Here is a 26,908-nt window from a genome sequence, read left to right as displayed (position 1 = left end):
TTAATTCTTGAAATCTTCTAATTTATTTGATCTTTCAATGCTAAAAAAATATCTACAGAGATGTAATAACTCATGGCTTATAAAAAGAAACTTATCGAAGTTGCCCTCCCCCTGAAGGCTATCAACGAAGCCTCTGTACGAGAAAAATCTATCCGTCACGGACACCCCAGTACCCTGCACTTGTGGTGGTCGAGAAAACCTACTGCTACAGCCCGTGCCGTGATCTTTGCCCAGATGATAGACGATCCTTCAGAGCACCCAGAAAAATTCCCTACAGAAGAGTCACAGGAACAGGAAAGACAGCGCCTCTTCCGGATTATTGAGGAATTTGTTCAGTGGGAGAATACCACAAATGAAAAAGTGCTCAACCAAGCAAGGAAAGAAATCTGGAAAAGCTGGCGTACCATCTGTGAAGAAAACAAAGAAGACCCTCAAGCAGTAAAACTCTTTAATCCAGATAAACTACCTTCTTTCCATGATCCCTTTGCAGGGGGTGGCTCTATTCCTCTGGAAGCTCAGAGGTTGGGTCTGGAGGCTTATGCCTCAGACCTAAATCCTGTAGCTGTGCTCATAAACAAGGTAATGATCGAGATTCCGCCAAAATTCGCAGGCAATCCACCGATAAACCCTCAATCCAGAAAGCAAAAGGAAATAACTTCAGGGAGTTGGAAAGGTGCAAAAGGATTGGCAGAGGATGTGTATTATTATGGGAAGTGGATGCGCGACGAAGCAGAAAAGAAAATTGGGAATCTCTACCCAAAAGTTGAGATTACAGAAGAAATGATACAAGAAAGGCCTGACCTGAAAGCTTACATTGGGCAAAAACTTACAGTTATTGCGTGGCTCTGGGCACGTACAGTGAAAAGCCCAAATCCTGCATTTGCGCATGTGAAAGTACCTCTCACTTCCAAATTTATGCTTTGCGCCAAACCAGGTAAACAGGCTTATGTTGAGCCTGTTATTGAGGGTGACAATTATTACTTTACAGTGAAAATGGGAAAACCAAAAGATTTAGACGCAGCTAAAAACGGTACTAAGCTTGCAAGGGGAGCTAATTTTAAATGCTTAATGTCAGGAGCACCACTAAAACCAGATTATATTAAGGCAGAGGGAGTGGCTGGACGCATTGGTGCACGGATGATGGCTATTGTGGCTGAAGGTGATCGTGGTCGTGTGTACCTACCACCAACACCAGATATGGAAACAATTGCATGCCAGGCACAGCCAATTTGGGAACCGAACGTTGAAATCCCACCTGATCGCCGGTCAATGTTCACTCCTCTATATGGCCTTACGCATTTTAATCATCTCTTTACTCCCCGCCAGCTTGTGGCTCTTACAACATTTTCAGATCTAGTACAAGAAGTGCACGAAAAAGTGAAAGAAGATGCACTCATGGCAGGAATATCTGACGATGGTCTGAGTCTAAACAATGGTGGTACGAATGCGGAAGCTTATGCAGATGCTATTGCAGCATGTCTCAGCATTTCCATAAGTCGTATCTCTTCTTATTGGTCAAACATCACAACTCATGACACCTCTAGAGAAAAAATAACGTCTGTGTTTGCAAGACAAGCCATTCCAATGGTATGGGATTTTATGGAAGGAAATCCTTTTTCTGAAACTTCCGGGAACTTCCTAAACTCCATTGAGCAAAATAGGCAGGTACTTCTTCAGTTGCCTTCTCAAATCAAGGGATTTGCTAGTCAATCGGATGCTACTAATCAAGCAATAAGTAACTGTAAGGTCGTTTCTACAGATCCTCCATATTATGACAACATCGGCTATGCCGACTTGTCGGACTTTTTCTATGTCTGGCTACGTCGTTCTTTGAAGCCATTTTTCCCTAATATTTTCGCCACACTTGCCGTGCCAAAGGCTGAAGAACTTGTAGCCTCTCCTTACCGCCATGGAAGTAAGGAAAATGCAGAGGCTTTTTTCTTGGCTGGCATGACACAAGCCATGCACATGCTAGCTGGACAAGTGCATCCAAACTTCCCGATTACAATTTACTACGCCTTCAAGCAATCAGAAACAGAAAGAGAAGGTACTGTCTCTACGGGTTGGGAAACTTTCCTCAATGCAGTTATCCAAGCGGGTTTTACCCTTACAGGTACTTGGCCAATGCGTACAGAGATGAAAGGTAGAACTCTGGAACGATCTGGTACCAATACCCTTGCTTCCAGTATCGTTCTCGTCTGCCGTAAACGTGATGAAAATGCCCCTACAGCTACCCGCCGAGAGTTTCTTAATGCACTCAAATCAGAGCTACCAATTGCACTCAAACATCTCCAACGTGGAAATATAGCTCCTGTAGACTTACAACAAGCAGCAATTGGCCCCGGAATGGCGATCTATACTCGCTATTCAAAAGTGCTTGATGCTGAGGGCAAAGCTCTCTCTGTACGCGAAGCTCTCACACTTATTAACCAGACATTGGACGAAGTGCTAGCCGAGCAGGAAGGAGATTTTGATTCAGACAGTCGATGGGCTCTTGCATGGTTCGAGCAGTTTGGATTTGCAGAGAGTGAGTATGGAGTTGCTGAAACGCTCTCTAAAGCAAAGAATACCAGCGTTTCTGGAATGGTTGAAGCTGGGATTTTAACTTCAAAAGGAGGCAAAGTACGCCTTTTGAAACCTGAAGAGCTTCCGAAAGATTGGGATCCAGCTACAGATTCCAGATTAACAGTATGGGAAATAGTACATCACCTTATCCGCGTGCTTGAAGCCGGCGGGGAAAATGCTGCTGCTGAAATGGTGGCAAAACTCGGAAGCAAAGCTGATACAGCAAGGGAACTCGCTTATCTATTATACACTCTTTGCGAGCGTAAAAAACGGGCTCAGGAAGCACTTGCTTACAACTCGTTGGTGCAGAGCTGGCCTGAAATTATGAGGCTTTCAAGAGAGGAGAAAGTCCTGCCAAAAGGGCAAACACACCTTGTTGAGGAGGAATAAAAATGTCAATGAGCAACAGCGAACGTGTGGGAAAAGCGCTGGAACTGCTAAAAGGAGATCTTGGGCCTTATGTTGAGAGAGAGATGGAAAATGTCTATCAGGGAGAAGCTCGAGAAAAGGTAGCTCAAGTCCTGGGCGGAGACATGATCTTTGCAGGAAAGCCCATTTCTGACCTTGACGCAGCAGGGCTTTTCAAGCTCATGTGGGATACCTGGAATGATGTTTTCCGCAATACTCTAGGCTTTTCCGAACGAACTCTGGTAAGTGAGCTCAGGGATGTGAGAAATAAATGGGCACATCAGCAGCCTTTCTCAAGCGACGACGCAGACAGGGCTTTAGACTCGACAGAAAGATTACTGGCAGCAATTTCCTCCCCAAAGGCTGATGAAGTTCACAAAATGAAAATGGAGCTTCGCCGGGTAATATTTGATGAACAGGTGAGGAACGAAAGGCGCAAAAACTCAGGAACAGGGATCGAAAGTGCTTCCAGCAGCCTCAAACCCTGGAGAGAAGTCGTCATTCCCCACCATGATGTTGCAAGCGGACGCTTTCAGCAGGCTGAGTTTGCAGCCGACCTCTGGCAGGTTCACCTTGGGGAAGGGACGGACGAATATAGAGATCCTGTTGAATTTTTCAGGCGTACATACCTTACTGAAAGCCTTAAAGGTCTCCTTGTAAGCTCATTGCAGCGCATTGCAGGGCTGGGAGGAGATCCTGTTGTCCAGCTTCAGACAAACTTCGGGGGAGGAAAAACTCACTCTATGCTGGCACTTTACCACCTCTTCTCTAAAAACGTTAGCGGAAATGAGCTTCCGGGAATTGAAAGCGTACTAATGGAAGCCGGAATTCCCAAGATTCCACATGCAAGGCGTGTAGTTCTTGTGGGAAACAAAATCTCCCCCGGAAATCCTGCAACAAAATCCGATGGGACAGTCATACATACTCTCTGGGGTGAACTTGCCTGGCAGCTTGGTGGAAAAGAGGCATACGAACGTGTAAGAGCAGACGACGAAAAAGCAACAAGCCCTGGTGACGTATTACGCGAACTTTTCAACACATATGGGCCTTGCGTTATTCTCATTGATGAATGGGTAGCTTATGCCCGCCAGCTCCATGACCAGAGCGACCTACCTGCAGGTGGTTTTGAAACTCAATTCACCTTTGCCCAGGCTCTTACTGAATCTGCAAAGCTTGCCAGAAATTGTCTGCTTGTTATCAGTCTGCCAGCTTCAGACACTGCTACTTCTCTTAACTCTCAGGTTGACGACGTAGAAGTGGGAGGTCAGCGTGGTCGAGAAGCTCTTGAAAGGCTTCGAAATGTTGTAGGGCGGCTGGAATCTTCCTGGAGACCTGCAAGTGCAGAAGAAGGGTTTGAAATCGTGCGCAGACGGTTGTTTGAACCAATTACTGATCCTTCCCAGTATAAAGACAGGGATGTTGTGGCTCGCGAGTTTGTTGAGCTCTACCGCTCCCAGAGCCAGGAATTCCCTCCCGAATGCCGGGATTCTGATTACGAAAAACGCATAAAAGCAGCTTATCCGATTCATCCGGAGATTTTTGACAGGCTCTATACTGATTGGTCTACCCTTGTGAAGTTCCAGCGCACAAGAGGGGTACTGCGCCTTATGGCTGCAGTTATCTATAGCCTCTGGGAAAAAGGGGACAAAAATCCGCTCATCCTTCCGGCAAACATTCCTATAGAAGATACGCGTGTGCAGACTGAGCTTACCCGTTATCTCTCAGACAACTGGACTCCCATTATCGAAAAAGATGTAGATGGCTCCAGTTCTCTACCTCTGCGTATCGACTCAGAAGTGCCTAACCTAGGTAAATTCTCTGCCTGCCGCCGCGTAGCACGTACTATTTATCTAGGCTCTGCTCCTACTCTGACCGCTGCTAACCGTGGTCTTGAGGACAGAAGAGTGAAACTTGGATGCGTAATGCCTGGCGAGTCTCCTGCAGTCTTTGGAGATGCTCTCAGAAGGCTGTCCTCTTCAGCAACATACCTCTACCAAGACGGCCCTCGCTACTGGTACTCTACTCAACCCACGGTCACCAAACTGGCTGAAGACCGTGCAGAGCAGCTTAAGCGCGATCCTGACAAGGTAGTAAAGGAGCTTGACAAACGACTGCGTGCTGACCTTCGCCATCAAGGCGACTTCAGTCGTGTGCACCCTCTTCCTACATCAAGTGCTGATATTCCTGATGATCTGGATGCACGTCTTGTAGTGCTTGGAATTGACCACACTTATACTAAAGAAGCAGGAAACGGAGCTGAAAAAGCTTCGAGAGCAATTTTTGAAAGCCGTGGCAGTAACCCTCGTCAATATCGCAATACCCTTGTCTTCCTTGCAGCTGATAAGACGCGCTTGCAGGATCTTGATGAAGCAGTTCGCAAATACCTTGCATGGGAGTCAATTCTCGGAGAAAAAGAGATACTCGACCTTTCTCCTCATCAGGTAAAGCAAGCCCAGAGTCAAAGAGATTCTGCAGACAAAACGGTAGCAGCACGGATTCCAGAGGCATATCTGTGGCTTCTTGTGCCTGTGCAAGTAAATCCACAGTCTTCCATAGAGTGGCAGTCTATCAGACTTACAGGCCAGGATCCTCTCGCAGTTAGAGCCAGCAAGAAACTCAAAAATGAGGAATTGCTAATAACAGCTCTTGCGGGTACACGCCTTCGCATGGAGCTTGATAGAATTCCTCTCTGGCGTGGGGATAATGTTTCAGTAAAGCAGCTGGCAGAGGATTTTGCATCCTATCTCTACCTTCCCAGGCTGGTAAGACCTTCAGTGCTAGTACGTGCAGTTTGTGACGGGAACAACCTGATCTCATGGTTGGACGACTCTTTTACTTACGCCGATAGTTTTGACCAAACAGCAAAACGTTACCGTGGACTTCGCTGTGGGCATCTCTTGACACTTACCGAGGATAACCTTTCAGGCTTGCTGGTGAAGTCAGATGTGGCTTTAAATCAGCAGAAAGCAGAAACTCCTTCTCCTGTGGTAATTCCACCTACTCCTTCAGGAGAGGTTGTGGATCCGAGGGAACCATATATAGTATCCGGTGGAAACACTACAGATACAGGAACAGCAGTGGTAACAGGGAACGGAGCTGTAATTACAGTCATAGAACCTGTAGAACAGCCTCCAAAACGTTTCTATGGCAGTGTAACTCTTGATCCAGCCCGTGTAGGTCGTGATGCTGGAAAAATAGCCGATGAAGTAATCTCTCACCTAGTAGGTTTGCTCGGCTCCAAGGTTACAGTGACCCTGGAAATTGAAGCAGAGACTCTATCAGGAGTTCCGGATAATGTTGTAAGAATAGTTACTGAAAACAGCAGGACGCTGAAGTTTAATAGTCATGGGTTCGAAAAAGAGTAATTAATCAGTTAGAGTAATTTCAGGATAAAGTAGAATTGTTGTTGCTTGCATGTTTATCAGTCTTAGATTTGGACTCCTCAAGGTTTAGGTTCATAAGATTTACAAATAGACTTTGGGAAAACATCTCTTCCCTTAAGGGTGCATTCCGGCCCTAAGTAATATGAACATGTGAGGCAACAGTATTCTTTTTTCCTCAGCTAATCACTAACTCTCCGCGGCCCAAGAGAATATAGTCCTTTTGCTCTATTGTACTTGAAAACTTCATAGGGAATATTTTTGATTCTACAGTATATGGTTGTAGGAGATGGTGGATCCCAGTCATCGTACTGAGGCTCTCGCTCTAGATGTGTTTTATTAAGAGCAACTTTTGGAGATACGTCAGGATAAAGGATTTTGTGACATTTTGGACAAAATATGTGTTTCTCTTCATATTGTCCATTACAACTTTTGCATATTTTCATAATCTTGTTTATTTGACTATTATATATAATTGTTATTTTTTATAATAGTTCCAAAGTTATATAACATGTCTATTCTCCTTCTCAAAATATAACCCTGAAGACTACGTGAACTATTATATGCCTTAAATATAGAATAAGAAACTTAAAGAATTAGATAAAAGCATAGAAGTAATTAAAAAAAGTGCGAGAGGTGCGATTCGAACGCACGAACTCCTACAAGACCAGACTCTGAATCTGGCGCCTTTGACCTGGCTGGGCAACTCTCGCATGTTGGTTTGTTTACTGTTGAATAAAATATAGTCCTCTATGTTAAACTCTGAATCCAGCGCCTTTGACCTGGCTGGGCAACTCTCGCACGATGTAGCTTATGTTGCAGGAGCAATAGTAGTGCTCTTTGTTCTTATACTTTTTCCTTGAAAGCCTGCTCGGAGGGCGAAATTTGCCTGAACTTTTTTAAGAATTTACTCTTTTGGAAAAAGAGTTCAAACAGATTTAAACTGAAATTCCGAATACAGGACTCAAAAGAAGTTCTGGTACTTATCAAGTATATAAAGTAGGTTGGAATTGATGAAATTTTCATCTCATCAATTTCAGGATAAGGGCTTTTTGTGCGTGCAGACGGTTTTCAGCCTCTTCAAAAATTACGGAATTCGGGCCGTCCATAACTTCATCCGTAATCTCAAGGCCTCTACGGGCTGGCAGGCAGTGCATAACTATTACATCCGGTTTTGCAACTCCAAGGAGTTCGGTATTGACCTGGAAAGCGGAAAAGTCCTTCAGGCGCTTCTCCTGTTCGGCTTCATCGCCCATAGAGACCCAGACATCGGTATAAATGATATCAGCGTCTTTTGCAGCAGCTTTCGGGTCATCCGTAATTGTAAACTTGCCTCCGAGGGCTTTTGCTTTTTCAAGGAATTCGGCTTTTGGCTCGTATCCTTTCGGACAGGCAACGACAAACTCCATTCCCATAATTGCCGAGCCTAGCAGGGCTGAATTGCAGACGTTGTTTCCATCTCCTACCCAGGCGAATTTCAGGCCTTCGAATTTGTCCTTGTACTCCAGTATGGTCATGAAATCGCCAAGGATCTGGCAGGGGTGCTCCCTGTCCGAAAGCGCGTTGATCACGGGTATGGTTGAATATTCGGCAAGTTTTTTCACAGTCTCGTGGCTCATAACTCTGGCCATGATTCCGTGAAGGTAGCCTGAAAGAGTTCGCGCAGTATCCTCAATAGTTTCGCCTCTTCCTACCTGGATATCTCTGGAATTCAGGTAAAGGGCATGTCCTCCGAAATCAGTCATTGCAACTTCAAAAGACACCCTGGTTCTTGTAGAAGATTTCTCAAAAATCATTCCCAGGCTTTTGTTTTTCAGGTACTCTGTAGGTTCTCCAGCTTTGCGTTTTTCTTTCAGGTCCATGGCAGATTCGAGAAGTTCATAAATCTCTTCTCTGGACAGATCAGTTATCGAAAGTACATCCTTCTTCATCACTTCAACCCCGACTTACTCTAGCTGAATTTACTCCATTCAGGCTGAATTTGCTCAATTCAAGCTGAACTTGCTTCATTCAAGCTGAACTTGCTTCATTCAAGCTGAATTTGATCTATTCAAGCTGAATTTGATCTATTCAAACTGAATTTGATCTATTCAAGCTGAATTTGATTTATTCAAGCTGAATTTGATTTATTCAAGCCGAACTTACTTCATTCAAGCTGAGTTTCTCTTTTTTAACTGAACTTACTTCTTTCTGGTTGAACTTTAATTTATATTACTGCATAGTACTTATTTGCACGCCGTACTTTTGCAATGACAGGTCAGGCAATAGCCTTATTTTCAGCAGTTAACCTTTCGGCAATTAGCCTTATTTTTCAGCAGTTAACCTTTCAGCAATTAGCCTCTAAGTTCCTTCATATGGTCGATTCTCTTCTGGATAAGAGCGGCAGTCCCAATGTCTTTCCGGAAAAATAGCTTGCCGTGGAGATTTTCAAGGGCATTCTGGGCAATCTTTTCGGCTGCAGCTATGGTTTCAGCAACCCCGACAACTGCAATGGCACGGGAACTGGTTGTGTAAACTTTTCCTTCTTTTTCGTAGACACTGGCATAATAAATGGAAGCTTTTCCTATATCACCTACAGTTACCTCGCTGTCCGTTTCAGGCTTTTCAGGATATCCGGCAGGAACAGCATATTTACAGACAGTTGCTTTCTTGCTGAAGCTTACAGGCAAATTTCCCAGTGTCCCTTTAACTACCGCAGACATAATTTCCACGAAGTCAGTCTCAAGGAGGGGAATCACATTCATAGCTTCTGGGTCACCGAACCGAGCATTGAATTCCACTACCTTAGGGCCGCTGGCTGTAAGGATAAACTGTCCGTAAAGAATACCCTGATACCCGGCCCCGGTTTCCTCGGAAAGTGCATTTACGGTATCCTGCATGATCTTCTTTGCCTTCTCAAGGTCTTCAGGGAGCATAAAAGGCAGGATTTCTCCTGCATCGGTATATGAACCCATACCACCTGTATTCGGTCCGAGATCTCCTTCATAAGCTCTTTTGTGATCCTGCACTGCAGGGAAGAAAACAAGGCTTTTTCCATCTACAAAGGCCTGAAGTGTAAACTCCTCTCCGATAAAACGTTCCTCTATGACCACAGCTCCTTTCTCAAGCAACTCACTTGTGTAGGCTTTGGCAGCCTCAAGGTCAGGGAGCTGGTCTCCCATAACTTTTACGCCTTTGCCTCCTGTCAGACCTGAGGGTTTAACTGCTACGTCGCCCAGTTTTTCTATGAAAGCATGTGCAGGCTTTTCCTCTGTGAAAACTTCATAGGCAGGACAGCCTTCTATTCCGTATTTTTTCATGAAATTTCTTGCCCAGGCCTTGTCAAACTCTATAATTGCACAGGCTTTTTTAGGCCCTACGACCGGAATTCCGGCTTCCCAGAGGGCGTCTGCTACTCCTGCTGCAAGAGGGGCTTCAGGGCCTACAAAAGCCATTTCGACATTTCTGGCTTTTGCATACTCAACTACTTTTTCAACTTCGGTTTCCTTCTCAAGGAGAAAGTCCTCACAGAGGGCAGCAATTCCGGGATTTTTTTTCGCCATTAACGCATAAAGAGAAGGATTATGCTTGCTTTTCTTAATTCCTTCGGCGACTGCATGTTCCCTTCCGCCTCCGCCGATAAGCAAAATTTTCATTTTTATTCTCCTGTTTTAAAAAGATTCCTTTTACATTCAAGTATAAGTATGGTTTCAATATGTACTGATATAAGGTGAAATAGGTGAGATAAGAAAAAGGTAATGAATTTCAGTCCTCAAAACCTTTCAATACTGCTTTATACAGCTGTCTCTTTTTATTGATAATTTGTTAGCAATTTAACCAAATACATTTAATAAGGAATGTACTGAAGGACTTCCTAATTCTCTATTTCTTCTAATAAATATCTTGTCATTGTCAGGCTTCAAATCCAACTAATAATTTTCCTTTTTGAGATTGATTTCATATTTTTACTCCAGTTTTTCCAATGGTAGAAATTCAGTTTCTTCGAACCGAATACCCGGTTTTTTTTAGCAGGATGAAAACACGTACTTTCTTTTAGATGAAAAACCTAATTTTTATAAAGTAATAATGATTAGATTCTTTCAGGAGATGAAAAATACGAACCAAAATCCATATGAAGTTTTCCAGAAAGAATGTCCGGAAGTAGCAGCACGTTTTAATGACCTTATCGAAGCCCAGAAAGCATTAAAGGGCCTTGATGCCAGAACAAAGCAGTTGATCAACATAGCTATCCAGACTGCGAATCGAAATCCAAGAGGCGTACAGATGCATGCAATGATGGCAAAAAACGAGGGTGCAGCTCGTGAAGAAATTATTGCTGCAGTGGTACTGAACCTTCATCACTCCGGTTTTGCTAACGTTCTTGAGTGCCTTCCTGCAGCAATTGATGGATTTGAAGGTAAAATCTGAAACTTCCAGGAATGTGCTCTTGCACTTTCCTTACTTTAAGAGATCGCTTGCACTCACAAGAGGAACAAGTTCCACATCTACCTCTTTTAAGTTTTCAGTTGCTCCTTCTTCTCTGTCCACGACACTGATTACGTACTTGACATTTGCTCCGGTTTCCCTGACAACCTCAATTGCGTTCCTGACCGAACCTCCGCTTGTAGTTACGTCTTCTAGCATTACAAGTCTGTCTTTCGGTTCAATGTCACCTACAAACCTGCTCTTAGTACCGTAGTCCTTTATAGCTTTCCTGACTATAAGCAGGGGAAGTTCGGTTTCTATGGAAGCTGCAGTCGCAAGAGGCACACCTCCAAGTTCTACTCCTGCTACTATGTTCACATCCATCTGTTTTATCCTGAATGCTGCCTGTCGTGCTATAAGTTTCAGGGTTTTAGGGTCGGTACTTGCTTTTTTGATATCTATGTAATACTTACTCTTTTTTCCCGAGGCAAGCGTGAAATTTCCGTAGCGGATAGCTCCGCAGGCCTTGAGGGCTGCGATCAGTTCCTGTTTTTGTGTCTCTAACTCATTTTTGGTTTCCGATTTGTTCATGGTCTCACCGGTTTGCAGCCTTATTAGCTATTTTCTATTAAATGTTGCCTTGCAACATATCAGATTTTATTACTTTATTAATATTATTTTATTAATAACTGTATAAATTCATGTGACTGCACAAAATATATATATTTTGAAAGTTGCCACGATTCTTTTTTACCATGGTTCTTTCTTTATACCTGTAACGTATCCGATTATGTTTGTTGTAAGATGCAGCAGAGGTGTCGCTATAAGGATGATTATCATTATCGAGGGCGTAAAATTGCTCACAAACCATTCCGGAGCTGTAAGGTATACAAAAACCCAGGCTCCGATTACGAAGTCCAGCTGATCTACAAGTGGAAGCGGAGCTCCCCTTTTCATACCCATCCTGCGCTTGAAGAAGCTCTTGAACATATCCCCGAAAAGCGAGCCGCAGGCAAGGGCAAGAACAACTTTGAAAGCCTCAGTATAATTTGGGCCGAAGGCTGGCATCTCGACTCCCAGAATCTCGAAGCCTTTTGAACTCAGCCAGATCTGGATACTACCTGCAAGCACTCCGAAAAAAATGCCTGAAAAAAGTCCTCTGTAGGTTTTTCCATCTCCTATAATCCTTCTTCCGTCCTTTAAAGTCCTTCCTCCGTCAATTGGTTTTCCGCCGCCGAAAACAGCTGCAAAAGGATTGGGAAGGTATGCAGGAAGCATCAGCCAGAAGGCTTTGATTATCAGCTCGATCGTGGTATCAACTCTTTATATAGTTTTTTTCTTGAGGCGAGCTCAACTTTCTGGACATCACTGTACTTTATTTCTATATTAATTACACGCGGAGCATACCAGTATAACTTGTACCCGCTGTCTTATCCTGCTTTTTAATAAGTCAGTTCAGTCAAGAGTATTGACTTAAAAATGGAACTAATCAATCGACTTAAGTAATGGATCTTAAACAAGGGCTTGACATACTCAGCTAATGAGATTATGTAACTATTGACTCTATTTAATTGTATTTCTTTTTAAATCTTGATCTTAATTAGCACTTCCCAATGCCTTTATAATATACTATCTTGAATAGTTTTTTTTGAAGAGTAATCAGATTATGGAATGATAGGAAAAGTCCGTGAGAACAAAGAATTAAATGACAATAAAATTCAATAATAGAAAATTAAGGATTTAGAGATGTAAAAGATTCAATAGTAGACAAGTAAGGATTTAGAAATGTAAAAGTTTTGAGATAGGTAACATAACTTTAGATCACTTTTAGTACGATCTTGAAAATAAAAATTGGTGTCGATCGGGGTGAAGAGTCCCCGGATCTTCTTACGCCATATAGAAAAGAAATACATTACAAAGAATTATACAAAGAATTATAAAGAATTATAAAGAATTATTTTTTCTTCTTTTCCTTTGCAAGCTTCTTCTTGGCGTCCTTGCTGCCTGCAGAAGCCTGTTTTTCAAGCTCCTCAAGTTTTTCTCTCTTAGCGATTTTCTTCTTATCCAGATCTTTTTTAGACATTGCCATAATTAGTACCTTCATAGATTTTGATGAAGTTGCGATATCTGTAAAAGCATTATTTCTATAAGATGCCTCAATAGATGTCGCATAATCTACCTTTTTCAATTTTAAAAGTATTTATCAGTTTCCCACCGAATAAATCTTTTTGGCAGAGTATCTGATTAGATTAAAGTTTGAACTTCTCCTATACGATTATAATCTTTACAAAAAAGGGAGTTAGTGATAAATCCCCTAAAATAACCTCTGCCTGCTTTATCCGGCATGGTTTTATTTATCGGCGTTATTCATTTATCGACATCATTCATTTATCGACATCATTCATTTATCGACATCATTCATTTATCGACATCATTCATTTATCGACATTATTTATTTGCTGACGTTATCTGTTATTTATTGCCCTTCTCTTTCCTTTCTGTATTTGCACATTGCCGCGACGAGACCATTGAACGGAGGAGACGGTCTACCAGGCCTTGACCTGAATTCGGGATGGAACTGGGAACCAAAGAAGAAACGCTTGCCAGGAATTTCGGCAATTTCCATCCTGTTCTTGTTTTTGCCGGAAAAAACAATCCCGTAAGACTCAAGTCTGTCAACAAACTCCGGGTTAACCTCATACCTATGGCGGTGGCGCTCGACAATGTAATTAGTCCCGTAGATTTTAGAAGCAATAGAGCCTTCTTTAAGGATGGCCTCATAGTCTCCAAGGCGCATGGTTCCACCCAGGTCTGCAACACTGGTTTGTTCAGGCAGGAGATCAATCACAGGGTAAGGGGTATCTTCGTCAAATTCCGTACTGTTTGCCCCTTCCAGTTTAGCCACATTTCTGGCAAACTCGATGACTGCAAGCTGCATGCCCAGGCAGATTCCAAGGAAAGGAATGTCGTTTTCCCTGGCAAACTTAATTGCCATCATTTTGCCTTCCGTACCGCGCCCGCCAAAGCCACCCGGAATAAGAATTCCATCATACTGTATTAGCTTTTCAATATTGGTTGGATGTTCTTCCAGGATTTCGGCTTCAACCATATTGACTTCAACATGGCATCCGTTATCAATTCCTCCGTGTTTCACAGCCTCAAGGATGCTGAGGTAAGAGTCTTCAAGATTAGTATATTTTCCGACAATTGCCAGTTTGACCGTATCAGTTGTAGATTTCATCCTTGCGACCATCTCTTTCCATGCGCCGTTTTCGACACTGGATTCCAGTTGCAGGTGCTTCATGAGCTGAGTGGTCAATCCCTGTTCTTCGATCTCAAGAGGTACTTCATAAATATCATTGGCATCATGAGCGCTGATAACCAATTCCTGGGGAACATCACAAAAGAGGGCAATTTTTTCTTTGGCACTTTCCTGAAGAGGAGACTTTGATCTTACAACGATTACTTCAGGACTGAGCCCAAGGGCACGAAGTTCCTTTACGGAATGCTGCGAAGGCTTGGTTTTTTGCTCCCCCTGAAGGTCTTCCATAGCCAGGGTCACGTGTATAAATACAATATTTTCGGAAGGCTCTTCTCTATGCATCTGGCGTACAGCCTCAAGGAAAGGCATGCTCTCAATGTCCCCAACAGTTCCTCCGATTTCAATAAGACAGACATCAGCGCCACTCCGGGCTGCAACCTTTCTGATCCGGCTTTTTATTTCATTTGTGACATGGGGAATTATCTGAACGGTCTTTCCAAGGTAGTCTCCTCTCCTCTCTTTGGAAATTACTTCTAAGTAAATCTTGCCTGTGGTAAGGTTATGGTCTCTTGTAAGCTCAGTATCAAGGAACCGCTCGTAATTCCCAAGATCCAGGTCAACTTCACCTCCGTCCTTGAGCACAAAAACTTCCCCATGCTGGTAGGGGCTCATGGTGCCTGCATCAATATTGATGTAAGGGTCGATCTTGATAGCCGTAACTTTATAACCTTTGTTTTTAAGGTTTCTGCCAATGGATGCGATGGTAATGCCTTTTCCAAGCCCGCTCATCACCCCACCGGTAACTATGATATACTTCATGGATAAGCTTCCTCACTAGTTTTTCCTAATAGTGATTTCAGACTACTAAAGAATATTACGTGGAGTTAGACAGGAAATAATCAAATTAGCAATGTATAAGAAATCTGTCATTAATCCTCTTGTACGAACACAATACCAATATCTTCATGATATAAAAATTACTCCCAACTTCTAAAAATGAACAGGCTCAAATAAGAAGTGAAAGTAAAAGAAATAGATCTGGACGAGTAGATACCACAAAGTAATTCATAAAGTGAATGTAGACTTAAAAATCTGGAGTGAGGGAGAATCAGATACAGAAAAGCACATTTTTCCTACTCTTCAAATGATTCCGTAATTACGAATATTTGATGTGTACTTTTCCGCGCACTTCTCAGCTCCAAACCAGATGAACCCTTATTTACGTACCTGAAGCCAATTCTCATAGGGTTCAGAAATTAATTCTAAGGTCTGAATCTGCTGAATTGAGGAGTATTAGGTCCAAAATAAATCTAAATCTCGGATTTAAAACTGTATTTCTCGTGACTACTTTCCGCACCGAATTGAGAGGTATCTTCCGATTTTATGGTCACACTGTAGCCCCAACTGAGTATTATTAATAGAAGCATTAAGATCAATGATCAATAGATAAACCACAGAAAGGACAATTATGTGTTCTTTCTGATAGTCTTTATCTATCAGAATACAACAATTTGAACACATTTTTGAAGAGTATTAATTGACAGAGATTAGCCCTTAACTGCTGCTAAAGGACTTAGCTCTCTTCTGCAATTTTTAGCAGAATATATATCATACAGGTCACAAATAGTATTGAAAACAAAAGCGACTGGGCAAAGCTGACTTCGAACTGAAGGCTCGATGGCAGTATAAAGTAGAGGAAGAATAAGCATACAAGTAGCAAAAAGCCTCCAAAAGCAATATTCAGAGGTAATTTTTCGTTTTCACTTACACTTTTGGGAATCTTTCTTTCTGTGGTTGAAAAGCTTCCTGTAAAGCTTCTACGGATAAAAGATGAAAAGTCGCCAAATCCTCTTTCTGATCTCGAGTGAGAAAGCTTCTTTACAGGTAGTATAACTGAGGATCTTTGAGAAATCAATTTCTCTTCCTGATTCCCTATACGGGACTCATCATCGGAGTGCTCCTGCGACTTTGAATCAATTTTTCCAAGCTGGACCGGAAAACCTTTCTTTATTGAGCCGTAACCTGCTGTGATATAGATCTGCCCTTTTGTAAGCACCCTGCCTTCTTGCGGGATTCTTGCAGCTACAGAAATATATTCTTTCTGAAGCACATATGGATTGTCCCTCAGAAAAGCGATCTGACCTTTCAGTTCATCACTTACCGAGAAATGAATATGCGTAGGTGACCCGTAGTTTGTGATCAGGATCTCAAAGGTTTCTTCTCCGCCTGGAGAAAGAGAAATCTCAACACTTTCTTTTTCAAACTCAATTGAGTTTATTTCCTGTCTGTTGATAATAACATTCTGGAATGTCTGCTGCAAGTTTAACCCTCATATCAGTTTCTAAGGTCAGGAGGAAGTAAGTTTGGAATCCCCTCATCAATGGGATAGTGCTCTTTGCATACAGGGCAGTAGAGAGTTCCGGATATGACCTCTTCTTCATTTTCTTCTACTACGTTCAAAATCAGATCGCCCTTACATATAGGGCAGGCCAGAATATCCATAAGATTTTTTTTCATTAGAATTCACCGTTAAAGTCTCTTTTCCGATAGGAGGAGACATAGTTACACACCAGTAAGGACAGATGATTGCTCCCAATCCTTACTTTTTCATTCTGCAGATGTAAACTTTATCCCGTTACTTAACCGTATTCAATTCATCTTCTATTTTAATGTAATCTATATTTACAGGCACTCACGATTTGAAGCTTGTTCACTTTATCGAATGTTATTTTTTACATAAGCTAATATCAAAACTAATATTTTATTGGTGTCATAAGTACGAGAGTATAATATTTCTACTTAGGATACAGTATTCAAAAAAGCACTTCAAAGTCTATAATATATTATGAGAATTTCAATAGAGAGTTACAAGTTGCAATTCATTATCTCTTTGAAATATCTCTACGAAATTCTATCCATTTATAATATTAGGATTTACGTTTCTTATTTATAATATTAGATTTACGCTTTTAAGTACAAAACCAAGTATTTTTGACGTTATATAATTTAGTATTTTAAGTAGTTGAAGGTTTAACGTTACTGACTTCTCGGTTCAGCCATATAGGTCCTAAATATGAAAAATATTTTGAAACAAGTTTGTATATGATTTCTAAATTTAAACTGCTGATATAAATAAATTTAGAGAAATTTTCATATAACTCTTACTTTAAAATCAGGAAAACTACTCTTCGTACTAAATGAAACTGTTATTCAATTTTTTGGCCTTTTTCGGCTTTGCACAAAAAGTCCCTAATTTCCTCTACTTTTTGTGCAGATGAGGGAGATTTTGTGCAAGATGAAAATCAAGGAAAGATCAAGTTTAGAACATTTCATGAATATTAAAATCCATAGATATAAATAATACTGAAGTTATTTTTAAATTACCTGCATTGTGCAAGTTATCAGTTAAAAAAAATAGGAAGTTGTTAAATCATTTATATGACTTAACAATGTATGCCCATGCGATGACAATTACTACCAACGCAATGAAGAAAATCTTAGCTTCTTGTATGTTCGCGTTTAGGTAGAATCCTTCGATTAAGACTCCCATAATGGAAAATTCTTTTAATGTTAATATCATGTTTTGTGAATACTTAATTTGATTTTCCCAACCCTTACTGATTGGTTTTCTGTCTTCTTTCAGTACGAACAATAAAGTATCCACTAATAAAAACTAGAGTGCCATCAAAATTATATACTAGAAAATTGTATATAACATTGTTTTCTGATGACGTATCCTAGATTTTGATGGATACGATATTGTTTTTCTGAGTGGCGGTAGTTGTAGGAGCTATCGTCCTCAAATAATGATTGATTTTTGTAATTACATAATAATACCTTCTTTTATATATTGTACATAATATACATGTTTATTTAAAAACTTTTGGGATGATTTAGCGCGAAAGTGAATTTTATACACTTTTAATTTGTTCGCATATAGACGAACATTATTATTTTTATCGGCTCGTTCTGTAAAAATACAAGCTGAGAGAAAATATATTGCAAGATATATACTTGTTTGAATCAAATGAGGACATCATATAATATTTTGAGAAACGATGCCAAATTGATACAAAATATAGGAATAAATGAGTAACGCTTTTGCAAGGTTAAAATATTAATTGGATATATACTAATTACATTTAAAAGAAGTCAACTTTAATCTTCTTTATAATATCTTTCTACTCCACCATTATTATTCTCTATTGGAACCTTTAACAGTAATATGTCTTTATCATCCTGCTTTTGTCTAAATACTAAACTTGATCCATCGTCCAAGAATACTGTGATTTCATTCTCTCCATATTGGCCTTCTACTTCTTTCCATGTTCCCTTATAGTTTTCCAATCCTCCAGTGTGGTAAAAAGCAGACCCATCCGATGATAACGTTACGTATTCTCGATCTTCCCCACTGCGAACGTATTTTGTTTCTTTTGAAGCGCAGCCAGAGGAAAATATTATAAAAAATATCAAGATAATTAACAGTTTTCTCATTGTGACACCAAGAAAGAGAAAGAGTGGTTAAGATTTATTTATTGTGTTTTTAGGTTGTGTCAAGTTAACGGGTGTTTTCTCTCTGAAAGAAAGGTGTCAAAAATCGGGTGTGGAATGTATAAGGATTAGTTTAATTATTGGGGAAAAATAATTAAGACGTTTTAGATACATTGTTAAACAGGTTTTATAAAGTCTTCGTCTGCGGTGAAGTCTTGAGAATATGTGTTAAACATCATATGTTAAATTACAAAAAACAGGAGCAAATTAGTATCCGATGACTGTAAATATTTTTAACATGTGTTGCCTGTAAAAATGAATATCATACATGTGGCTTGGAATTATATCATAAATATGACAATTTTATAAGTATTTTGCCCAGAATCAAATATTTTTACGAACTTATGATTTGGCGTAATTTTATTAAAGCTTGGCGTAATAATATTGTCATGGAACCTTCACATTATTGAAAAAATAATTAAGTAATGAGTCGAATAGATATATTGTATAGTTTTATTAATGGATGCGGATCTAATGGATATGATAACTGATGTGGAAATTAAACATTATAGAGGCATTGAAGAAATTAATTTCCCCTGCAATTCAATAAATATAATAGTGGGCCCAAATAATACTGGAAAATCTTCTATATTAGAATCAATTTGGGTAACTCTTTCCTCACTTAATGATTATGAAGATGCTTTAAATACAAATTTTAATTACGTCTCAAACGATAACAGCTTTAAGTATTTAATGTACAAAAAAGGAACTAAATCTGAACTAATATTAAAGTTATCTGGCAATAAAAATTTAGAACTTGATATATTATACTGTGATAACAATTATCCAATCGAAGTGGCTGAGTTTTTCGAAAATTTTTTACTTTCATTTAAAGAAATAGTTGGATATGAAATATTAGAATCAACAAAAGATTATGAGTATAATCTATTTAAATTAATAAACGAACTTCAACGAACTGAAAAAATAAAAACCGATGATAAAAAAATACAATATATCTTGAACGATATTTCGGATAAAATCACCTCTCGAAGAGAAAAAATGAGGAAAGATTTTACTGAATCTGAAAAGATATTCTTATTGTCAAAGTTGAATAAAAAATTAATTTCTGTGTATTTTAAGACAGATATCCTTGGAGATCGCAATCCGTTACCTATTTATCAGGAACAAAATAAATCTGCATACGTTATTCCTTTTATGATAAGTTCTCCGAAAATAGCGGAAGATATTTCATCACTTTATATAAAACTGGTTGAAACAAAAAGATTGGAAAATGTACTTGCATATCTAAAAAATCGGATCTCCTACTTTGAAGATGTAAGAGAAATTGATGGAGAGTTATTCATCCTGCTAAAGAATTTGGATGAACCATTGCCCTTAACATTTATGGGTGATGGGTTCAAAGCGTTATTAAAACTTGCATTCGTGGCACCGTTGATAAACAATGGAGTAGTTGTTTTTGAAGAACCTGAAGTATCGATGCACCCTGGGTACTTAGATATTTTAGCTGATGAAATTGTATCCCACTCTGAAAACTCTCAATTTTTTATATCTACTCATAGTTCAGAATTAATCGAATATTTATTAAAGAAAGCTGGAAAAAAAGGGGCAATTGATTCTATAAACATCATTAAATTACGTAGATTATACGATGGAGAAATTGAAAGGCAAGTTTTTTCTGGAGAAGAAGCACATGATGAAATTAAAACAATAAAACGGGATTTGCGGGGGCATTAAATTGAACATTATTATATGCGAAGGCACTAATGATGTGCTATTCTTTGAAGAAATGTTCAATAAATGCCCAAAAATGAATAAAAAAATTTATTCAATGATTGGCCGCACATTTAATGAATTAGAAACAAAAATCCTTGAAGACAGTTGCTTTAATTATTACAATAATGAATATGATTTAGTTATATTTGGAGACTCTGGAAAACCAGGCATACATGAAAAACTGTTTCCAGACGTCATTTCGGACTTACTGGGGACACATCAAGACGAGATTGGTATACTTCTCGTTCTGGATGACGATGGTGTGGAGTATGGGGATTTATACACGAAGGTCCAAAAAACATTGGGATTACTGGCTACAAACAAAAGAAAATTCCAAAAATTACCTTTGTATTGTGAAAAAGATGGAGTTTTTATATTTCAGAAAGTCGGAAAATATGGTTGTATAAAAGCTAAACTGATAACTGTTCCTCAAAACATCGAGACTGTTGTGGTGCGTACTTATTTGAAGCATAGAAATTTGACAAATTCTAAAAAATACAACTTTTCTAAAAAAAGTCCTCATATCGTTATGAAAGAGCTCGCAGAAGATTTCTTTGATAAGGACATTGCCGAACTGATAAGATTTACAGCATCAAATTTTGCAATTTACGATATAGAAAATGAAGATTGGGCTAAGAGTTTACTAATTTATTCTTAATATTTACATAAAAATAGTCTATGCTTTTATCTGCGTAAATGGCGACATAATAATAACTATATCTCCTGGTTGGATATTCTTGAAGAAATCGGTATGTACGGGAAGTCTCCCCTTTCTTCTGTACAATTCCGCGAGTTCTGTAAATTGTCTTCTCGTTCCTTTTCTAATATCAGCCTCATTGAAAGTAACAGACTCATCCCTTATCTCAGGATATTCTTTTTTCAAAACTAGAACATCGATTACTTTCCCGTCAGTCAGTTTACTTGCTACACTTCCCGCTTGAAGTTTACCCGATTTCCTCTCAGAGTCTGTTACCTCTCCGTACTTTTTTACTAGGGAAAAAACAATATTGTTGAAAGTGATCTTAGAACCCATAATTCCTCCAAATGATAAATCTAATGCAACATATGATTAAACCGATTTTTAAAAAGTTGATACTTCATACAAATTACAAAAAATCATTTTATTTTTTTAGTTTTTAAGAGTTCTTTCTTTAATATTGCTGCATCTTCTTCAACTCGCTTCATTAAATCACCGTCTTTACTAATAAAATTAGACATTGCACTATTATATATACCCAATGCATCATTAGAAGTTAATAAAGAAAATTGCAGTGTATCTAAAATTATTTCTCCTAGCCTAGAGTCTGGTATTTTTATTAGTGAAAAATCTTCATCCGATTCAATAAACGGTTTTAAAGTATAACTCCAAGCGCCCATTTTTCGAGAAAGTCGTTTGTCTGATTTATCTTCAATGTCATCAAATGAAATTTCTTTTTCCTTTAGTAAGTAATTCAATATTTCATACAATTGTATTTTTTCATCGTTACTTGGGAAAAAGTCTTTTATTGAAGAGAGTATCCACGGTTCCATGCCTTTGCTAACTGCGTTTGCTTCACCAACAAGATTATCATCATTCGAAGATTTAGATTTCTCGAAATGAGGGATATGTGAAAATGCGTATAACTTGACTGTATTAAGATCCTTCGAATACAAAGATCGAGCTATATGAACAAACCCTTTGCCTGCTAAATTGGTTATGACACTTTCTAGCTGATTCAGTTCGATATTTGTCGAAGATTTAACTTTATTATATAACCCCTGTATGGTTATTCCAGGATTTGCTATTATTGCTAGTAAGACATTAGAGACATAGTTATTCTCTTTTTTGCTAAACTTTAAAATTGTGTCAAATGCAACTTTAATATCAGGGGCTTCATTCACTTCTCTCATTACTGTTTTAGGAACTAATCTATCCCCTTCTAGTTTTTCCACCACTTTAGCTTGATTTACAAGAATGTCAACTGCATCGTTTATTGAATTAGTATATACATCTTTAGGAGTGTCATCGTAAATTTGTTGTGCCCATTCTAAATTGGAATTTTGGGGTGAAAGCAGGTCCTCGATAGTTGGCAAATTAAAAGATTCTTTATAAACAATTAAAGATGCTTTTGGAGCTGGATTAACAGTATTCATAAAAGCATCTCCGGTTTTTGTAGCAAGCCAAAGTATTAGATCCGTAGCACTTGGTTTTAAACTCGATATCATACCAGCGTTTTGTGTAATTAATCCTAAACTTGACGCCTCGTTCATATATCGATTAATCTGCCTGTTTTGAACAGTATTAAGCCATGCCCAACTATCTTCAAGTATGTTTCGTGCTTCATTAAACGATACCTGCCCCTTTAACATAATAGGTATAGCTATCGATGAAAGTCTACCGGTTCTGATTATAGTACTTAATTTATTTTGAGTTAAAGATCTATAAACCGGATTTAATTTTTTACCTACTTTATCCATCATCAAAAGATTTAATTGACTATCTAATTCTGCGTAAAGTGCAATACTTGTAATTACGGGCTCTGTCAAATTTTTGTTTTTTATTAAATCGGTATAAGCTTTCGAAAAAGAATTGCTTGTGAGATTAAAACCCGTTGATTTTGTATAAGCTAATTTTTCATAATCGGTTTTAAGTTTTTCAAAAATTGAGTCAAGTGAATCGTTTATAGTAGAATTTATTTTATGTAATTCTTCTTCCGCGGTATTAATTCCGTCTTCGGTTAACTCTAATTTATCTTCGAAACTCATTTCAATAAACTGTTTGGCCGGCTTCAAAATATGTCCTTTCTTTTGTAACGATCCCAAATGTATACTCATAGTAATAGAAGCCACTCCAATGTCCCCAACTAAATTAGAAAAAGTAACACTGCCATAGTTCTTAACTTCCCAATAAATCGCCAAAAGCGTTTGTTTTTGTCTCCACGTAAGTTTTTTATTCAGTTGTGTGTTTTTCAAAGGTATTCCATCTAAATTTGTTTGAGTTGTCTTTTTCATATTACCACCTATTTCTCCGAGAATGTATCAGGAAACACTCAGGAGTTCATAAGGAATCTATCAGGTACGTATAAGGAAATTATAAGCATGGTTGGTATATAACTTTTTTGGTTGTAAAAAATAAAATGGGGAGGAGAACAAGAGAGAAATTAATTATATATAAAAAGATATTTTAGTTTTAACCTTAACTTCCTAAACTAACATCTCATTTTATCCCCCTAAACTTTACAGTGGATTTTGGATGCCACGATGCCCTAGAAGACGTTACAGAACCTCAACATGAAATAGTGAAACGATTTTTTTAAAAATTGGAGGAAGTGTTTTTATGGATATCTATGTTACTTATTAAACAAAGTTATTGTCTATTTTATTTATATCAATATTATTTTGCTATTTGATCTATAGTTAATTTTTTAACAGTTCAGATTTTAGATGCAAAAAAGAGATTTTGTGCAAAGCCGCCTTTTTCGAAAATTATTTATATTATTACTAGGAAGTAAGATTCCGCATTACTGTGAAAGGAATAAAACTTAGAACAGAGAATAGCTAACTGATTAATAAAACAACAAAAACGAAGCTGTCAAAATAAATTTCTGAAAGATATTCTCAATGAGTAATATGTTTTTTAATTTCTGATAAATTTACTGGAGATGTTAAGGTCTTATATTCAACACTAATCTAAACTTGAAAATAAATTGGAAAAAAACACATAAAAAGTGAACTAACCTCAAAAGTAATTTACAAATATCAATTAGATTCAAAAATTTCCAGGGAATTAAAAGAATGTTTAAACTTATGCTAAAACTTGATTTATCGTTCGAAATCCGAGATTCAAGAACCCAGTTTTGAAATTTAGTATGAAAGATCTGAACTTAGCCGCGTTTTTTAAAAAAGTTTATAAAATAATAAATTTTGATAATTTTGAAGAATTTATCGGGATTTGCCAGTTTTAAGATAAAACAGGGCTGGAAATCAAGAACTAAAGATCAGCCAGGTAAAATTTCTTCAGAATCACGGATTTCACGATCAATTCTTCAAATAATAGAGTTTGGACCAGGATTTTGGATAGTTCTGGAAGGAATTAAAAAATTGTGGGATATGAGATGAAACCGGAAATATATGAGAAAAGCATTGACCTTGCAAGCCAGAAAATACTCAAAAAGGCCGAAGAAGAAGGCATTGAAACCGTCTGGGACAGGTATGAGAAACAATTGCCTCAATGCAGTTTCGGTCAGCTAGGAGTTTGCTGTCGGAACTGCAATATGGGTCCTTGCAGGATAGATCCTTTCGGAGAAGGAGCTCAAAAAGGAATTTGCGGTGCTACCGCGGATATTATAGTTGCAAGGAATCTTCTGAGGACAATTGCCGCAGGTGCAGCAGCTCATTCCGACCATGCAAGAGATGCTGTGCTGACCTTTAAGAAAATGAGTGAAGGAGAGGCTGGAAGTTACAGGATAAAAGACGAAGCAAAACTATTATCTCTTGCCTCGGAATATGGGATCCCCCCTGAGGGAAAAAGCCCGAAAGAAGTTGCATCCATACTTGCAGACACACTCCTTCAGGAATTTGGAAAACAGGATGGACACCTCTTATGTACCAGAAGAGTGCCTGAATCAAGGCTTAAACTCTGGGCCGAGCTTGGAATAGAACCAAGGGGAATTGACCGGGAAATCGTGGAATGCATGCATCGGACTCATATAGGTGTGGACAATGATGCGGTTCATATCCTGTTGCAAGGCCTGCGCACAGGTCTTTCCGATGGTTGGGGAGGCTCGATGATTGCTACCGATGTCCAGGACATACTCTTTGGAATCCCGCAACCTAGAAGAAGTACTGTTAATCTGGGAGTGCTATCTAAAGATAAAGTAAACGTAATTGTCCATGGGCACGAACCTATTCTCTCAGAAATGATTGTAGAAGCTGCAGAAGATCCCGAGCTCCTTAAACTTGCAGAGGAAAAGGGTGCAGCAGGCATCAATGTTGCCGGGATATGCTGTACTGGCAATGAGACCCTGATGCGGCACGGGACTCCCATAGCCGGAACCTTCCTTCAGCAGGAGCTGGCAGTAATTACAGGTGCCGTAGAAGCTATGGTTGTGGATGTCCAGTGTGTCATGCCTTCTCTTGGGGAACTTACAGGCTGCTACCATACGAAGTTCATATCCACATCCCCAAAGGCTGATTTTCCCAATACCATAAGGATGGAGTTCCATGAAGGCAGAGCTTACGAAACTGCAAAAGAAATTGTAAGGATCGCCGTCGAAAACTTCCCTAACAGGGTTCCTGAAAAAATTACCATACCTGAAGAGAAACAGGAATGTATGGTAGGCTTCAGTGCCGAGGCTATCCTCAGTGCCCTTGGAGGAAGCCCTGACCCTCTTATCGAGGCAATAAAGGGTGGGGATGTTTGGGGAATAGGAGCTGTTGTCGGTTGCAATAATGTTAAAGTAACGCACAATTATGGCCATGTCAACCTCGTTAAAGAATTGATTAAAAACAATGTGCTTGTGGTCACAACCGGCTGTAATGCGATTGCGTGTGCCGAAGCAGGACTGCTTTTGCCGGAAGCTTCCGAACTTGCAGGCGATGGGCTAAAAGCTGTCTGTAAAGCTCTTGGCATACCACCGGTCCTGCACATGGGTTCCTGTGTTGATATCAGCCGTATCCTTGTGCTTTCATCCGCGCTTGCAAATTACCTGGGTGTGGACATAAGTGATCTTCCAGCAGCAGGAGCAGCTCCCGAATGGATGAGCGAAAAGGCAGTTAGTATCGGGGCTTATGTGGTTTCATCCGGCGTATTTACTGTGCTCGGGACCATTCCGGCTATTCTTGGAAGTCAGGCTGTTACGTCCCTTCTGACAGAAGGCTTGAACAGTGTAGTCGGAGCAAGCTTTGCGGTTGAGCCTGATCCCCTTAAAGCCGCAAAACTGATGCTTGAGCACATAGATGCAAAAAGAAAGGCGCTAGGTCTGGATTCTCAGAGATGATTTATATGAAAGACGTAATGATTCGGCCCGAACGCTGCCTGGGCTGTCGCTCCTGTGAGATCGCATGTGCCGTTGCACATTCCGAGAGCAAAAGCCTCTTTTCGGCTGTAGGAGAAAAACCAGCTCCGAAAAAACGCATCTGCCTGGAGTATGTCCCTGGCCTTGGAGTTTCTCTACCCATCACCTGCCGCCACTGTAAGGATGCACCTTGTGTTTCGGTTTGTCCTACAAAAGCTCTCCGTCAGGACGAAAATGCCAGTATTGTCAGCTATGACCAGAACCGCTGTGTAGACTGCTGGAACTGTTCTAAGGTATGTTCCCGTTTCAGTACTCTATATCAATTGATTCTTGTTATGGGCTGCTGGAGCAGTTCCATGAATTACAATCACGGAGTAATCAACAGGCAAGCCGAAGCAGGAATAAAATGCGACCTCTGCGAGGATAGGGATATTCCTGCCTGCGTCGAAGCCTGCCCGACACATGCTCTTATTTTTACAGAGGCAAACAAGGTTTAAAAGAAAAATATACGTAAGTTACTGCGAAACGTACAGGATAAACATAATCGTGATGGCGCATTTATTTTCAAGCAATAAGTCCATCTGCGCCATCGCTTCCTTCTTATCGCT

18 protein-coding genes and 1 tRNA gene are annotated in these 26,908 nt (G+C 39.5%); 7 read left to right on the top strand and 12 right to left on the bottom strand.

Annotated elements, in window-relative coordinates; all coding sequences use genetic code 11:
* The first annotated feature begins 72 nt into the window (after positions 1 to 72).
* Entirely contained in the window at positions 73 to 2,955 is a 2,883-nt protein-coding gene (locus MSBR3_RS00640) for a DUF1156 domain-containing protein (RefSeq protein ID WP_048105729.1), read from the top strand.
* Between the two features lie 2 nt (positions 2,956 to 2,957).
* Positions 2,958 to 6,338 (top strand): Swt1 family HEPN domain-containing protein, encoded by a 3,381-nt coding sequence (locus MSBR3_RS00635; protein ID WP_048105728.1) that lies wholly within the window; start codon positions 2,958 to 2,960, stop codon positions 6,336 to 6,338.
* 643 nt (positions 6,339 to 6,981) lie between these two features.
* Here the strand turns inward: MSBR3_RS00635 and MSBR3_RS00630 are convergent.
* From MSBR3_RS00630 to purD, 3 genes are all read right to left on the bottom strand, one after another.
* A tRNA-Leu gene (locus tag MSBR3_RS00630) sits at positions 6,982 to 7,066 on the bottom strand.
* 309 nt (positions 7,067 to 7,375) lie between these two features.
* The gene (argF, locus tag MSBR3_RS00625; protein WP_048105727.1) at positions 7,376 to 8,284 is read right to left on the bottom strand and encodes an ornithine carbamoyltransferase; all 909 of its coding nucleotides are present in this window, start codon (positions 8,282 to 8,284) and stop codon (positions 7,376 to 7,378) included.
* A 402-nt stretch (positions 8,285 to 8,686) separates the two neighbouring features.
* Positions 8,687 to 9,988, bottom strand: coding sequence for a phosphoribosylamine--glycine ligase (gene purD, locus MSBR3_RS00620; protein ID WP_048105726.1), 1,302 nt, complete (start codon positions 9,986 to 9,988; stop codon positions 8,687 to 8,689).
* A gap of 451 nt (positions 9,989 to 10,439) precedes the next feature.
* Here purD and MSBR3_RS00615 point away from each other — a divergent pair, with 451 nt between their 5' ends.
* Positions 10,440 to 10,760 carry a carboxymuconolactone decarboxylase family protein gene (locus tag MSBR3_RS00615; RefSeq protein WP_048105724.1) on the top strand — a complete coding sequence of 107 codons (321 nt, stop codon included), beginning with the start codon at positions 10,440 to 10,442 and terminating at the stop codon, positions 10,758 to 10,760.
* A 30-nt stretch (positions 10,761 to 10,790) separates the two neighbouring features.
* On the opposite strand, the gene pyrE is transcribed toward MSBR3_RS00615, so the two are convergent.
* The 7 genes from pyrE to MSBR3_RS00580 all read right to left on the bottom strand — a co-directional run bounded on the left by pyrE (position 10,791) and on the right by MSBR3_RS00580 (position 18,513).
* Complete coding sequence (gene pyrE / locus MSBR3_RS00610; protein ID WP_048105722.1) at positions 10,791 to 11,348, bottom strand: orotate phosphoribosyltransferase; 558 nt, start codon at positions 11,346 to 11,348, stop codon at positions 10,791 to 10,793.
* Between the two features lie 159 nt (positions 11,349 to 11,507).
* On the bottom strand, positions 11,508 to 12,035 hold the full coding sequence (locus MSBR3_RS00605; RefSeq protein ID WP_048105719.1) for a CDP-2,3-bis-(O-geranylgeranyl)-sn-glycerol synthase: 528 nt from the start codon (positions 12,033 to 12,035) through the stop codon (positions 11,508 to 11,510).
* Between the two features lie 676 nt (positions 12,036 to 12,711).
* Positions 12,712 to 12,945, bottom strand: a complete 234-nt coding sequence (locus MSBR3_RS19715) for a hypothetical protein (RefSeq protein ID WP_155396604.1) — start codon at positions 12,943 to 12,945, stop codon at positions 12,712 to 12,714.
* A 288-nt stretch (positions 12,946 to 13,233) separates the two neighbouring features.
* Positions 13,234 to 14,838 carry a glutamine hydrolyzing CTP synthase gene (gene pyrG / locus MSBR3_RS00600; protein WP_048105717.1) on the bottom strand — a complete coding sequence of 535 codons (1,605 nt, stop codon included), beginning with the start codon at positions 14,836 to 14,838 and terminating at the stop codon, positions 13,234 to 13,236.
* A gap of 754 nt (positions 14,839 to 15,592) precedes the next feature.
* On the bottom strand, positions 15,593 to 16,339 hold the full coding sequence (locus MSBR3_RS00595) for a DUF7524 family protein (RefSeq protein ID WP_048105715.1): 747 nt from the start codon (positions 16,337 to 16,339) through the stop codon (positions 15,593 to 15,595).
* 14 nt (positions 16,340 to 16,353) lie between these two features.
* Positions 16,354 to 16,536 carry a methytransferase partner Trm112 gene (locus tag MSBR3_RS00590; RefSeq protein ID WP_048105713.1) on the bottom strand — a complete coding sequence of 61 codons (183 nt, stop codon included), beginning with the start codon at positions 16,534 to 16,536 and terminating at the stop codon, positions 16,354 to 16,356.
* A gap of 1,641 nt (positions 16,537 to 18,177) precedes the next feature.
* A complete protein-coding gene (locus MSBR3_RS00580) occupies positions 18,178 to 18,513 on the bottom strand; it encodes a hypothetical protein (RefSeq protein WP_155396602.1) in 336 nt (111 codons plus the stop codon).
* Between the two features lie 516 nt (positions 18,514 to 19,029).
* Here MSBR3_RS00580 and MSBR3_RS00575 point away from each other — a divergent pair.
* Entirely contained in the window at positions 19,030 to 20,265 is a 1,236-nt protein-coding gene (locus tag MSBR3_RS00575) for an AAA family ATPase (RefSeq protein WP_080942155.1), read from the top strand.
* 1 nt (position 20,266) lies between these two features.
* Complete coding sequence (locus tag MSBR3_RS00570) at positions 20,267 to 20,962, top strand: hypothetical protein (protein ID WP_048105705.1); 696 nt, start codon at positions 20,267 to 20,269, stop codon at positions 20,960 to 20,962.
* 18 nt (positions 20,963 to 20,980) lie between these two features.
* On the opposite strand, the gene MSBR3_RS00565 is transcribed toward MSBR3_RS00570, so the two are convergent.
* Positions 20,981 to 21,337 (bottom strand): hypothetical protein, encoded by a 357-nt coding sequence (locus MSBR3_RS00565; RefSeq protein ID WP_048105703.1) that lies wholly within the window; start codon positions 21,335 to 21,337, stop codon positions 20,981 to 20,983.
* Positions 21,338 to 21,420: 83 nt separating this feature from the next.
* Entirely contained in the window at positions 21,421 to 23,295 is a 1,875-nt protein-coding gene (locus MSBR3_RS00560) for a BAR domain-containing protein (protein WP_048105701.1), read from the bottom strand.
* A gap of 1,103 nt (positions 23,296 to 24,398) precedes the next feature.
* Between MSBR3_RS00560 and cooS the strand changes: the two genes are divergently transcribed.
* Positions 24,399 to 26,282 carry an anaerobic carbon-monoxide dehydrogenase catalytic subunit gene (cooS, locus tag MSBR3_RS00555; protein ID WP_048105699.1) on the top strand — a complete coding sequence of 628 codons (1,884 nt, stop codon included), beginning with the start codon at positions 24,399 to 24,401 and terminating at the stop codon, positions 26,280 to 26,282.
* 5 nt (positions 26,283 to 26,287) lie between these two features.
* Positions 26,288 to 26,797 (top strand): 4Fe-4S dicluster domain-containing protein, encoded by a 510-nt coding sequence (locus MSBR3_RS00550; RefSeq protein WP_048109824.1) that lies wholly within the window; start codon positions 26,288 to 26,290, stop codon positions 26,795 to 26,797.
* The last annotated feature ends 111 nt before the right edge of the window (positions 26,798 to 26,908 follow it).

It is taken from the genome of Methanosarcina barkeri 3 (assembly GCF_000970305.1).
Classification (GTDB): Archaea; Halobacteriota; Methanosarcinia; order Methanosarcinales; family Methanosarcinaceae; genus Methanosarcina; species Methanosarcina barkeri_A.
This window is presented reverse-complemented; position numbering and strand designations above follow the sequence as displayed.